At 34.0% G+C, this 13,225-nt stretch carries 10 protein-coding genes; 3 read left to right on the top strand and 7 right to left on the bottom strand.

All coding sequences use genetic code 11. From position 1 onward, the window contains the following. Positions 1–2,986: vWA domain-containing protein (locus QVA17_RS11230; protein ID WP_287388966.1), on the bottom strand; the 2,986-nt coding region annotated here is incomplete at its 3' end. Between the two features lie 430 nt (positions 2,987–3,416). Between QVA17_RS11230 and QVA17_RS11235 the strand changes: the two genes are divergently transcribed. From QVA17_RS11235 to QVA17_RS11245, 3 genes are all read left to right on the top strand, one after another. Further along, the gene (locus tag QVA17_RS11235) at positions 3,417–4,793 is read left to right on the top strand and encodes an MATE family efflux transporter (RefSeq protein WP_287388968.1); all 1,377 of its coding nucleotides are present in this window, start codon (positions 3,417–3,419) and stop codon (positions 4,791–4,793) included. Positions 4,794–4,920: 127 nt separating this feature from the next. Continuing rightward, entirely contained in the window at positions 4,921–6,450 is a 1,530-nt protein-coding gene (locus tag QVA17_RS11240; RefSeq protein ID WP_287388969.1) for an ABC transporter substrate-binding protein/permease, read from the top strand. Then, on the top strand, positions 6,440–7,180 hold the full coding sequence (locus QVA17_RS11245) for an amino acid ABC transporter ATP-binding protein (protein ID WP_287388971.1): 741 nt from the start codon (positions 6,440–6,442) through the stop codon (positions 7,178–7,180). Before QVA17_RS11240 ends, QVA17_RS11245 begins: the two co-directional genes overlap by 11 nt. Positions 7,181–7,278: 98 nt before the next feature. Here QVA17_RS11245 and QVA17_RS11250 read toward each other — a convergent pair whose 3' ends face one another. The 6 genes from QVA17_RS11250 to QVA17_RS11275 form a co-directional block, all read right to left on the bottom strand. Beyond that, on the bottom strand, positions 7,279–9,333 hold the full coding sequence (locus QVA17_RS11250) for an aminopeptidase (protein WP_287388973.1): 2,055 nt from the start codon (positions 9,331–9,333) through the stop codon (positions 7,279–7,281). Between the two features lies 1 nt (position 9,334). Further along, positions 9,335–9,649, bottom strand: coding sequence for a DUF6142 family protein (locus tag QVA17_RS11255; protein ID WP_027430320.1), 315 nt, complete (start codon positions 9,647–9,649; stop codon positions 9,335–9,337). A 14-nt stretch (positions 9,650–9,663) separates the two neighbouring features. After that, positions 9,664–10,122 carry a VanZ family protein gene (locus tag QVA17_RS11260; RefSeq protein WP_103953511.1) on the bottom strand — a complete coding sequence of 153 codons (459 nt, stop codon included), beginning with the start codon at positions 10,120–10,122 and terminating at the stop codon, positions 9,664–9,666. A 60-nt stretch (positions 10,123–10,182) separates the two neighbouring features. Beyond that, on the bottom strand, positions 10,183–10,335 hold the full coding sequence (locus tag QVA17_RS11265; RefSeq protein WP_169449134.1) for a hypothetical protein: 153 nt from the start codon (positions 10,333–10,335) through the stop codon (positions 10,183–10,185). Positions 10,336–10,387: 52 nt separating this feature from the next. After that, complete coding sequence (pyrE, locus tag QVA17_RS11270; protein ID WP_027430318.1) at positions 10,388–11,071, bottom strand: orotate phosphoribosyltransferase; 684 nt, start codon at positions 11,069–11,071, stop codon at positions 10,388–10,390. A gap of 191 nt (positions 11,072–11,262) precedes the next feature. Next, positions 11,263–12,969: a methyl-accepting chemotaxis protein gene (locus QVA17_RS11275; RefSeq protein WP_287388976.1), complete on the bottom strand. Its 1,707-nt coding sequence runs from the start codon at positions 12,967–12,969 to the stop codon at positions 11,263–11,265. Between the last annotated feature and the right edge of the window lie 256 nt (positions 12,970–13,225).

A 13,225-nucleotide genomic window follows, 5' to 3' on the forward strand; every position in this document is an offset into this window, starting at 1 on the left:
AACCTTCTGGTTTATATAATGTTACATCAACATCTTCTGCCTTAATTACTGTTTCAAATTCAACAGCGTCATGAGCTTCTGAACCTAAATAGTGATCTTCATCCTCTAATAACTCATCCTTATAGTAATTTACTGTATAAGCAAATGAATCTCTCTTATAAAGAATAATTACCTTGTTATTCTCTCTATCTTCACTAACTTCTGTTGCGCTACCAGGCTGAATCTCACCATCTAGATATCCTGCTTCTGGCTTATATGCATTTACAGCATCTGCTACATCAATAGCATCTCCAAAACTTGCATCAACTGAAACAGTTTCTATAGGATCACCTGCTACTTCATCTACATAGTAGAGAATATCGTATCCGATTACTTCTCTTAAATATAATACCTTAATTACATTAGCTGTAGCATCTGTTGTAATTACGAGTGGTAAATTATCAGCTACACCATCTTGATATCCTGCTTTAGGATCTGGCTTCTCGGCATTTAAATCGTCACTTGTTAATTCACTTATTGTAGAGCCAAATTCTGCACTTCTTGGTTCACTTACACCTAAATAGTTAGGACTATCTTTATCGTCAACTATTTCATCCACATAATACTCAATTACATAATCAAATGAATCCTTTGTATATAATACCTTAATAACATTATTTTCTTCATCTGCTGTAATTGTTAAGTCTCCTGATACAACAATACCATCCTTATAACCTTCTGGTTTATTAATTGTTACATCAACATCTTCTGCATTAATTACTGTTTCAAATTCAACAGCGTCATGAGCTTCTGATCCTAAATAGTGATCTTCATCATCTATTACCTCATCCTTATAATACTTTACTGTATATTTGAAGGAATCCTTTGTGTATAACACCTTAAATACATTTTCATCCTTATTAGCTGAAATTGTAATTGTATCTTCTCCAACTACGATACCAGCTTTATAACCTTCAGGTTGTTCTGCATCAATTTCATCATCTGTTATTGTTACTGTTGTTTCAAATATAGCTGAATTGTCTTCATCTGTTGCAAATGGCTCACCATCTGTACTATCTTTATAGTACTCTATGATATATCCAACATCTGCTTTTGTGCTATAAAGAACATTTACAATATTATCTTCTGACTTAGTTGAAACTGTTGTAGCACCTGAAACTACACCTGGTTCTTCATATCCTTCTGGTAAACGTGCATTTTTTTGTTCTGATGTAAGTTCAATAGATGTTCCTACAGTTTGGTTTTCTAAAATTACATCATCACCAATCTTATTATTTTCTTCAATTGTATCTTTATAATATTTAATTGTTACATCTGCCTGTGTCTTCTTCTTATACTTAATAACAACTTCATTAGTAGCTTTCTTAGTTGTTGGTGTTACTGTAACAGAATTATTAGCATCTTCTACATTTGCTACACCATTTACATCAATTCCTACAAAATCATATCTAGATGTCTCATCATCATAAGTACTTTCGGCTGTTATTGTTCTTTCAACATTTACAGCTGTATCTGTCTTATCATCTACATAATTTCCATTTACATCAATATACTTAGAACTAAATGTCTGTACAATAGCTCCGCTATTATCAACCTCTACAAGTTTTACATTAAGCGTTGGTTTTGTGATTTGTACCTTTGGAATCTCAAAATCCTGTGTTGCTGGTTCACCCTGATTATTAATGTATGTTATGTATGTTCTCTTATTTGTATCATATTCTTCATCTTCAGACATTGTATTGAATAATTCAGGATCAACAGTTACTTTATAAGTAAGAGTTGCTGTAACTCCACCTACAATAGTTCCTGCATTCCAAGAAAGTGTATCATTTTCTTGATCATAGCTAACTGATCCCTGAGATGCCCTTATATCTTCAGCATTAGAAACATCCCCTACAAAATTAAAGTATTCCCCCATAGGATCCGTAATTTGTGCGTTCTCTGCTGCATTTCTAATTAAACCTACAACATTTACAAATACATCCTTAATGCTCTCAGGATCATCCTGAGCATTATATGCATAACCATCACCTGAAGAAATATTTTCTAATACATCAGGTACTTCATTAAATCCTACACTAATACCATAAATTGGAATACCAGAATCTTTAATTACATCTGCTTCAAAATATGTTGCTTTTACTATACAGTTAAAAATTTCAGCGTAATTAATTGTATAACCTTCAAATTCGTTTTCACCTTCTGGAATTGCTCTATATAATTGATACAAAGTATTTCTACCATTACCAATTATATAATTGTAATTTAAAGCAGTAACATCATATTCATCTACATTCTTTAAATATGTTATGTAAGCTTTATGTCCCGCAGCATCATATGCTTTATAATCAGTCTTTGTATCAAATTTTTTACTACTGTATGGTCTATAATAAGAACTAAGGTCTAAACTAATTGTATCAATACTATAACTATATGTTGGTTGTCCATCTGTCATTAACATAATATACTTATTATCAGCGTCTGATTCTTCAAGTCGTTCTCTTGCCCCATGTAAACCTGCATTAATGTTTGTGCCAGAAGTAGCATCAAAAGCATCAATTTTGTTTTTTAAAGTTTCAAGATCATCTTTTCCATAAACGCCAATATATGAATAATCTTTATTATATGTTATTAATGATACTTTTGTTTGATCATTAGTTAATAATGTATCTGCTGCTGCTTTAGCTGCTGCTTTAACATTGGCTAATCGTTCACCATTCATACTATTTGAAGTATCGATTACCATTGCAACTTCTGTTGTATATTCAACATTACTACCTGCTGCAGTTAGGGTAATCTGCCATGTATTTTCTTCTCCTTCAACAGCCTGTGCTGTTTTTGTTAAAGTTAATTCTGAAGATACTGAACTATCTCCTGCTAAAGCTACAGTTCCTACAGCGCCAAATACTGTAGTAAGAACTAAAATAGCTGAGAGTAAAAAACTTAATACCCTTCTGCATTTTTCTTTTTTAACCCATTTTATCATGCATGTACCCTCCTTAATATGATCTGCCTTGTTTAACCGACTACATTCTCCGATTCCAATCATTTATAAAACTTACAAGCTAACTCTCCCCAAATATTCAGCTCGTATTGTTTTATTCGTATCGGTTATATGATATATATTATAATAATAGAGAGTATTTTATCTAAATACCCTAAAGGAGGGGGTAAAAAACCATTTTTTGAGAGAAATTGTATTTATCTAAGTACAAAGCGAACTAGTACTCTTGTTTTTTCAAGTACCTTTGCCCTATATTTTTAGTACTTTTAATATATAAGAATTTAAACATCTCTCTATGCGTGGTATGTATTTTACCTCTTAAAACGTTTCAATACTATTTAAAAAGTGATAATATATTCATTTGTCTAGTACGAATTTACTATTTAGGAGGAGGCCTATAGCCATTTAATCTATGAAAACTCAAAACACACAAAAAGAAATCGCAAAAAACACAATGGATATGACGAATGGAAGTATCTTTAAATCCATTCTTATTTTCTCCATACCTTTGATACTTGGAAATCTTCTACAACAGTTATATAACACCGCAGATTCACTTATTGTTGGTAATTACGTAGGTAAGCAAGCCCTCGCAGCAGTAGGTTCTAGCGGCATGTTAATTTATCTTTTGTCTTGCTTCTTTTTAGGCGCAGCTAGTGGTGCAGGAATTTTACTTGCCCAATATTATGGAGCTAAGGATTATAAAAACTTAGACAAGGCCCTAAAATCTACTCTTTTTATTGGAGTGGTTATAGGTTTAATAACAACTGTATTAGGTGTGTTTAGTGCCAAGCCTCTACTTATATTAATTAATACATCTGATGATGTTTTAAATGATGCCAGTATTTATCTAAGACTTTACTTTATTGGAATAATCTTTAATGTAATTTATAATATGGCATCTGGTATACTTAACGCCTTTGGAGACTCTAAAAGATCTCTTCTATATTTAGCAATCGCCTCAATCGTCAATATCATTTTGGATTTTGTCTTTGTAAAATTCTTACATCTAGGTATTGCAGGTGCTGCTATTGCTACAGATATAAGTCAGTTTATATCAAGTACTCTTGCCTTAATTTACTTGGCAAAAACAACACTTCCTTATAAAGTAAACATTTTTAAAGCCAAGCCTAATATGAGTATATGCATAAGAATTTTAAAGATTGGTTTACCTACTGCCATTCAAAATGCAGTTATTGCCTTCTCAAATGTGCTTATCCAAGCTGGTGTCAATTCTTACGGAACCAACGCTACTGCCGGGTTTGCTGCATATATGAAGGTGGATGGCTTTAACATTTTACCTATTCTTAGCTTTAGTTTAGCCGCAACTACCTTTGTTGGACAAAATATAGGAGCTAAAAAGAAGGATCGTGTATATAAAGGTATGTGGGCAGTTTTAACCATGGGTATAATATATACAGGCATCATTACAACCGTAATGCTTTGCTTTAGTCGACAGATTATTAGTTTATTTTCTAATGATGAAAATGTAATCTATTACGGAATTCTATCAATAAAGGCTCTTGCACCATTTTACGCTTGTTTATGCATTTGCCACTCTCTAGCTGGCACAATTAGAGGAACTGGAAATACCTTTGCTCCAATGGTTATTATGCTTTTATCCCTATGTCTATTTAGAATTTTTTGGATTTTAATTATTGCAAAGCGTTTTAATTCAATGTGGGGAGTGTTACTTACTTATCCTACTTCCTTTGTTGTTTGTGCTGTATTAATGATAGCCCTTACTGTTTATATATTTAAGATCAAGGGGAATAAGAATTCCTTATAATGGCAGCTTTGAATATTTATTCACAAATTATGCATAAATATTCACAAAATCCTTTACTTTTAAAATCACATGCAGTAATATTAATACCTGCATGCATTTTAAACATTTACTTATAGGAGGAGCCATTATGAGGGCTAAAAATAAAAAATATTTTGCCTTAGTAGCTTTAATTCTTGTGGCAATTGTTGTGGCAGTTACTGCATTTGTAAAGCTAAAAGGCAATAATACGGAAGAGAAAACTATCAGCTCTGTGGAGGATTTAACTGGTTCAACAATTGGTGTTCAGTTAGGTACAACAGCTGATATATATGTAGCTGATGAATACGAGGGAGACGATGCAGGTACTAATGTTGTTAGATACAATAAAGGTACAGATGCAATTCAGGCCCTTCTTCAAAGCAAAATCGACTGCGTTATGATTGATGAGCAGCCAGCAAAGGCTTATACAGCCAAGAATTCATCACTATCAATTTTAGATGAGGCATTCACTGAAGAAGAATATGCCTTTGCAATTTCTAAGGATAATTCAGATTTAACAGCAGCTATTAATTTAGCGCTTGAAGAATTAAAGGCAGATGGAACAATTACTTCTATAATTAATAACTATATTGGTTCAGAAGATGAAATTGGCCAGACACCTTATGTTAAGCAGGATGTATCTCGTGAGAATGGAAAGCTTGTAGTGGCTACTAATGCTACATTCCCACCTTATGAATATTATGAAAATAACAGCATTGTAGGTATCGATATCGATATTATGCAGGCTGTTTGCGATAAATTAGGTTACGAGCTTGTAATTGAAGATATGGAATTTGATTCTATTATCACATCTATTCGTACAGGCAAGGCAGACGTTGGTGCTGCTGGTTTAACAGTTACAGAGGACAGACAAAAAAATGTTGATTTTACTAGTTCTTATACAACCGCTAAACAGGTTGTTATTGTAAAATCTAGTGATTCAGACAGTAGTCTTTCACTTTCTGAAAAGCTATATCAGAACTTCATTGAAGATGGAAGATATAACTATTTATTAACAGGTTTAAGAAACACTTTAATTATCACTTTCTTTGCCTTAATCATTGGTATTGTACTTGGTTCTTTACTTGCTATTGTAAGAACAACACATGATAGGAATGGCGGTTTAACAATACTAAACTTCTTTGCTAAACTCTATCTTACAATCATTCGAGGCACACCAACTATGGTGCAGTTACTTATTATATACTATGTTGTATTTTCATCTGTAAATGTAAGCAAGGTCGTTGTTGCAATCATTGCCTTTGGTCTTAATTCAGCCGCTTACGTAGCAGAGGTAGTTCGTTCAGGTATCATGTCTGTTGACCAGGGTCAGTTTGAGGCAGGACGTTCTCTTGGACTTCCTTATAACAAGACCATGAGATTAATCATTTTACCTCAGGCCTTTAAGAACATTTTACCAGCCCTTGGAAATGAAATGATTACCTTACTTAAGGAAACATCTATTAGTGGTTACATCGGTCTTATGGACTTAACAAAGGGTAGTGATATTATTCGAAGCGTAACTTATGAGGCTTTATTACCTCTTACAGCTGTAGCTATTATCTACCTTTTACTTGTAACAATACTTTCAGCACTTGTTTCTAAACTCGAAAGGAGTCTAAGAAAAAATGAACGATAATGAAATTTTAATTGAAGTTAAGGATTTGCATAAGTCCTTTGATAAACATGAAGTTTTAAAAGGAATCTCAACAACTATTAGTAAGGGCGAGGTTATTGCAATCATTGGTCCATCTGGATGTGGTAAGTCAACATTTCTTCGTTCCCTTAACCTATTAGAGGTACCAACAAGCGGAACTATTACATTTGAAGGAAATGATATCACAGATCCTAAGATTAACATCGATAAGATGCGCGAAAGAATTGGTATGGTTTTCCAGCAGTTCAACCTCTTCCCTAATATGACTATTAAGGAAAATATAATGCTTGCTCCAGTTCAACTAGGCAAGATGACAAAGGAAGAAGCTTCAAAGAAGGCTGATGAACTTCTTTTAAGAGTTGGACTTCCAAACAAAGCTAATAGCTATCCAGATATGTTATCTGGTGGACAAAAGCAGCGTATTGCTATTGCTCGCTCTCTTGCTATGAATCCAGATGTAATGCTCTTTGACGAACCAACTTCCGCCCTTGATCCAGAAATGGTAGGAGAAGTTTTAAGTCTTATGCAAGAGCTTGCTGCAGACGGAATGACAATGGTTGTTGTAACTCATGAAATGGGCTTTGCTAGAGAAGTAGCTAACAGAGTTTTATTTATTCATGAAGGTGTAATTGCAGAAGATGCAACTCCAGAAGAAATCTTTACTCATCCTAAGTCAGAAAGACTTAAGGACTTCTTAAGTAAAGTCTTATAGAATATTATAAGGCAGTTACCAGATTTGGTAACTGCCTTATTTTTATAGTTAATTGTAGTTTTTAAACATAACGCTTTAATAATAACACTTTAATCTAACTAGTTCTCAAAAGCATCATTAAGTCCTAGAGTTCCCTCAAGAACAAATCTACCATCTCTAATAATATCTACTCTCTTACCGTCATACTCAACAACTGTGATATTACCAATTTCATCATAAGGAATTGTAATATCTGTATGACAGTTAAAGTAAGCCTTATCAAGCTCTGTCTTTCTTAAGATAGATACTTCGTTATCTCTTGAGATGATTTCCTTGCCGTTTGGATTATAAACCTTAACGTCCTCAGACTTTGAATAGCATGTATCACCAATAGCAAAGTGTGGTCCCATTTTCTCAACAATAAGAATTGGAAGCTTATAAACAATGTCATACTTGTTAGCCATTACATAAGCTGTTGTATTAGTTCCGATGGCGAATTCTCCAAGTGGTAGTGTGTCGTGGTTATAAAGTACATTTGCCTTAAACATCTCTCTACCCTTTTCCATGCCGCCTTCTTCGTCCTTGAAGTTATCGCAGCTATAATCTGTAACGAAACCGTCCTCAAACTCAACTGTAAGATTTGTGAAATTAAGGTCGTTTAAGAATACCGACGAAACGTTTAAGACGCCTGTTGTACCCTTTAATACTGGTGATGTAAATGTTTCGCCAAGTGGAATGTTAACGTCTGCAAGACAATTTTCAAAAACAGTTTCCTTTTCTGGGTCCTTGACCTTCATAATAGAAACCTTCATGTCTGTAGTGTTGCCGTTAGTTCCCTTAACTTCTACATATTCAGCCTTATCAAGAGCGTCAATAATGTGTTCCTGAATTACCTTATACTTCTCATAATCAAGAGTATTAATCTTTACTGTTTCAGCAAAAATCTCTTCAAACTTATCGCCGATTTCTGCAGTTGGATAAGCAATAATTGTAAAGCTTCTCTCCTCGCCCTTAATATAGTTATTGACTATCTGTGAGGCTTCGTTAGAGTACTTAACCACAAGCTTTTGCTGCTTATCTGATAACTTGTAGGCATCTGCATTATTAGCTGGCTCAAATGGAATCTCGCCAAAAACTTCCATAACTGCTGGGCCGCCGTGTACTGCTGCCAAATCCTTGTAATGCTCATAAGCTAAACGTGTAGCTCCAAGCTTTCTTTCAACAAAATCCCCATTAAAGTAAAGGGCATAATCCTGTCTATGATCAAATTCATACTGCTTATTAGGACTTGCTCCATAGAAACCTACCTTAGCGCCGCTAATAGTCTTATTAATTGAATTTGTTGCTGCTCTATAAATTGTTGGCTTAAGACCAATCTTTGCAAATTCCTTTATCTCTTCTCTTACAAGTCTTTCAAAACCAAGGCAGAATCTAATGTTAACTGTCTTCTTCTTTGTAATATCCTTACCTGTAAGCTCAAAGCCCTTTCTATAGCCCTCTGTAAAGGTTCTTGCCATAGCATTAACTTCAGCCTCTGATAATGAGTTAATGAAAGTAGCTGTCTTAATTTCATTATCAGTAATGTATTCACCAAACTTATAAAGATATCTAAGGTCTGTTAAGTCAGACTCCATAATAATCTTAGTTGCAAAATCGTAGTCTGGATCAAGTAATTCCTTGATTCTCTCCTCGATTAAGTCATCTGAATAATCGCTTACATACCAGTAAATAGACTCCTTAACCTGGCTTGCATCCTCGCCAAGGCAGTAACACTCAATGAATAATTCCATTAAAGCTACCATCTCATCGATTCTGTCCTCATATACTAAGACAATCATTCCTCTAATTTCTACATAAAGGAACGATAGTAAATTACCTAACTTCTCTCCTAATTCCTTTTTTGAAAATGTAGGATTAGCGTAAGACTTATCATAATTCTCTACTAAAACATCCTCGTAAAGGGACTTGTTAAGCTTTGATAATTCCTCAAGGCTTAAATTCTCAAGCTTTCCAGCCTTTAAGGCTCTATATAGACCTTCAAGCTTTACAATAAAAGCTGCTACAGATTTATAGTAGTTAGCTAAACTCTTGTTCTCTAATTCTGGATTTAGACTTATCTCCTTAATTCTTTCAAAGGAAAGGTCAAATCTTTCATCTAAATTATCTTTAAACATATTACACTCCCATCAATAACACAGCTAGCATAAATACAGTTAATACGCCGCAAAGCATTGAGCCAACCTTTGATAAACCATAGAATTTATCTGATTCTCTAAAGCTAAGTAGGCCAATTACTGTACCGCTTACTGCTAAAACTAAACTTAAAAGTGCCAAAGTTCCAACCTTTAAACCTGCATGTCCGTTAGCCACTACGGAAATATGAATTCCGTAAGATAAACTTGCAAGGGATAAAACTCCAAGGGCTGTAGAAATTGTGCCGCCTAGAGTCTGATTTTTATTGGAAAATTTATACTTATTAAAAACCTTCATGTTATACTCCTTACTTAATTCTTAATGGGCCTTATAATCAAGAAAAGTATAAAGCCAAGTAAAGCTCCAAAAGTATTAAGAATAATATCATCAATGTCAAAGGTGCCAAGTTTTGTAAAAAGCTGAGTAAGCTCAATAAGCAAGCTAAGTACAACTGCAGACATCATTGTTCCTAAGAATCCAATCCTTCTAAGAATTGTTGGTAATAAAAAGCCTAGTGGAAGGAATAATAAAATGTTACCCCCTAGGTTAAGTATTGCCATCTCTCTATATTCTGGTACAGATAGACTCTCAATAAATCTTTTAATTTCATTTAAAGGGATATAATTATAGCTATATCCATTATCAGTTGTTGTTGCCCAAGAACCACTTCTACCTAGGCTCTCAGCAAAAAATACCAAGTAAACAACAACTGCAATATAACAAATAAATGCAAACCAATAAGCTAGCAATTTAGTTTTTTCGTTCTTCATATTGTCTCCATAACTAAAGATAATGCCCTATTGCTAGGACATTATCTTCTAGTAATCTTATTAAAATAATGTATCAGACTTATGAGCTAATAATCTAGCACCATTCACAAGCATTACAATTCCAATACCAATGCCTGCTGCAATTGTAATTATTCCAAACACAAGATTTGAAACACCTACTGATTTTACTTTTTTATAAAGCTTTTCATCCATTATCTCTACCTCCTAGTGTTTATTAGTTATTACATGTTAGTTATATCAATTATTACTGGCAATCACTAGCGCCGTACTGCTTATAATATTCATCAATAGCAGCCTTAATCTTATCATCGATTACGACCTTGCCATTAACTTCCTTGTTATATAAATGCTCAACAACATCAGCCATTGAAACGATAGCGTTAGCTGGGAAGCCATACTTTTCCTGAATCTCAACTAATGCTGACTTCTCGCCCTTTCCTCTTTCCATTCTGTTAAGAGAAACCATAAGACCCTTGATTTCAACATCGCCCTGAGCCTGAATGATAGGGAATGTTTCTTCAATTGACTTACCACTTGTTGTAACATCTTCAATAATAACTACCTTGTCGCCATCCTTAATTGGGCTACCAAGTAAAATGCCTGCATCACCGTGGTCTTTAGCTTCCTTACGGTTAGAGCAATATCTGATTTCCTTGCCATATAACTTGTGGAATGCCATTACAGTTGCAACTGAAAGTGGAATTCCCTTATAAGCTGGTCCAAATAATACATCAAAGTCATCACCGTAGTTATCATGAATAGCCTTAGCGTAGTATTCGCCAAGCTTTGTTAACTGCTGTCCTGTTACATATAATCCAGCGTTCATAAAAAATGGAGACTTTCTACCACTCTTAAGAGTGAATTCTCCAAATCTTAACACGTCGCTATCTACCATAAATTCAATAAATTCCTGCTTATACTGTTCCATTATCTTGTTTCCTCACTATATATTCTACGGACTCCTAGTAAGCCCATCATTATCTTCTCTATTCTACTATAATTTTTTATCAGTTTCAATGTGAAATTAGGCCTAGCAAAAACAAAAGAAAACGCTCACCTGCGCCTTTAAAGCTAGGTGAGCGTTTTAAAGCTTTATAAATTTATTTAAATTGCAAGTTATTAATTAATTTTAAACTGGCTTGTAGCTTCTGCAAGAGAATCTTTCATTTCCTTCATCTTATTCATATTCTTAGCAATATCTTCGATACTGTTTACAATATTTGCTACATTAGAATTAACTTCCTGGTTTCTAGCCGCATTTTGCTGAGAAATTGCACTAAGCTCATTAACATCATTAATAATTTCGTCCTTAATTTGATTAAGAGCTACTGTTTTAGAATCAATTTCCTTAATCTTAAGAACTGAGTCATTAATGGCATCATTAAGTTTAGTAAATCTATCTTGAGCATCTGCAATACTTTGCTTTTCATCTGACATTGTATTAATAATATCCTCTGCTAATTTAACTGATTCAGATGAATTTTCAAGCATCTCCTTAGCAATTTCTCTGATTGTTGCTGCAGATTCGTTACTCTGCTCACTTAACTGGCTAATATTTTGTGCTACAACTGCAAAGCCCTTACCTGCTTCGCCTGCTCTTGCAGCCTCAATTGATGCATTAAGTGAAAGTAATTTAGTTCTACTAGCAACACCAATAATTAATGTAATTGCCTCATTAATCTTATTAATAGATTCATTTGTTAATAGAATCTGTCTATTAATTGATTCAACTGCATCTGAGCTTACTTGATTTGAAGATAATACCTTTTCCATACAATCAGCAGCCTCTGCACTTGCTGTACTCATTTCATCTGAATTGCTTGCTAATACCTCAATATTAGATCCGATATCAGAAACTGTAACATCCATGTTGGCCACACTTGTATTTACACTTTGAACATTACCAGCCATTCCTTGAGCCATTGAAGAAAGTTCATCCATTGCAGTACCTATCTGGTTTGCCGCATTTGCACTAGAATTAGCTGAATCTTCAACACTATCAATGCCCTTAGATAAGCTCTTAGTTACCCTTGTAACCTTACCAATTGAGTTTTGTAACATTTTCTGAACTGAAGTTAGGGCTGAAACCATCTGCTTATTTTCTTTAATTGCAGATGGAATTTTAATTTCTGCATCTAAATCTCCAGATGCTAAAACATGAAGATTATCAGCAATAAGTTCAAGTGTCTTCTTAATTACCTTAGACATAAAGTAAATAATAATTGTAAAGATAATAAGTACAATAACTGTTACAAGCACTAAACTAAGAACTGCATTGTTAATATCTGTTTGCAAGACTGATGCCTTTTTACCTGCAAATGTCATACCAATAATATTTCCACTAGAATCCTTAATTGGCGAATAATGTACAAAATATTTTTCGCCATTAATTACTGTATTATCATCTGCATAAGTCTTTCCATTAGTTAAAACAGTATTAATAACTTCTGAGCTTGCCTTAGTTCCTTCAATTCTATTACCAGAACTATCCTTTAATGAAGTTAGTGTTCTTGTATCACCAATAAATACAGTAAGAGCAATATTTTGGCTTAAAAAACTATCTACATAAGAATAATCTCTATTTTCTTTAGTAAAAAAAGAGGTTCCAACATTCTCACAAAGTTCAGTTACGTATGTGTTAAACTGCTCCTCAATCACCTCTACCTGCTCCTCATATTGTTTTCTTAGCTTTGAACTAAAAATTGAGCAGCTCATAATATTAAGAATAAGAGCGCTACAAACGGTTGGTATAATAACCAATAACATTAAGAGCATGAGCATATTAATGCGGCTCTTAGACTCCCCTTTAGCATTATTACTAGGCATACTCTGACCTCCTACTATTGAATTTCACGATGTATATAGTTATATTATACTATTAGAAATGTTTAATTTCAATGAATATAATGAAGAAAGTGATGGGAGGCGAAGGGGTATGGGTTCTAGCTTTGCTGAACCCTGTGTGGTGTGGGGCGGGAGTTTAGCGTGAGTCGAGGGTGTGGTGTAGGTCGGGGATTCGGCGTTTCCTGTAATCAACTTAGCTTGTGGGGCAATTTGCATAATTTAGGGCTTGGTTTACTAC

This window comes from Lachnospira sp., assembly GCF_016290755.1.
Lineage (GTDB): Bacteria > Bacillota > Clostridia > Lachnospirales > Lachnospiraceae > Lachnospira > Lachnospira multipara.

Coding starts and splice junctions, on each gene's coding strand:
- QVA17_RS11235 (WP_287388968.1), top strand. CDS start 3,417: ATGAAAACTCAAAACACACAAAAAGAAATCGCAAAAAACACAATGGAT.
- QVA17_RS11240 (WP_287388969.1), top strand. CDS start 4,921: ATGAGGGCTAAAAATAAAAAATATTTTGCCTTAGTAGCTTTAATTCTT.
- QVA17_RS11245 (WP_287388971.1), top strand. CDS start 6,440: ATGAACGATAATGAAATTTTAATTGAAGTTAAGGATTTGCATAAGTCC.
- QVA17_RS11250 (WP_287388973.1), bottom strand. CDS start 9,333: ATGTTTAAAGATAATTTAGATGAAAGATTTGACCTTTCCTTTGAAAGA.
- QVA17_RS11255 (WP_027430320.1), bottom strand. CDS start 9,649: ATGAAGGTTTTTAATAAGTATAAATTTTCCAATAAAAATCAGACTCTA.
- QVA17_RS11260 (WP_103953511.1), bottom strand. CDS start 10,122: ATGAAGAACGAAAAAACTAAATTGCTAGCTTATTGGTTTGCATTTATT.
- QVA17_RS11265 (WP_169449134.1), bottom strand. CDS start 10,335: ATGGATGAAAAGCTTTATAAAAAAGTAAAATCAGTAGGTGTTTCAAAT.
- pyrE (WP_027430318.1), bottom strand. CDS start 11,071: ATGGAACAGTATAAGCAGGAATTTATTGAATTTATGGTAGATAGCGAC.
- QVA17_RS11275 (WP_287388976.1), bottom strand. CDS start 12,969: ATGCCTAGTAATAATGCTAAAGGGGAGTCTAAGAGCCGCATTAATATG.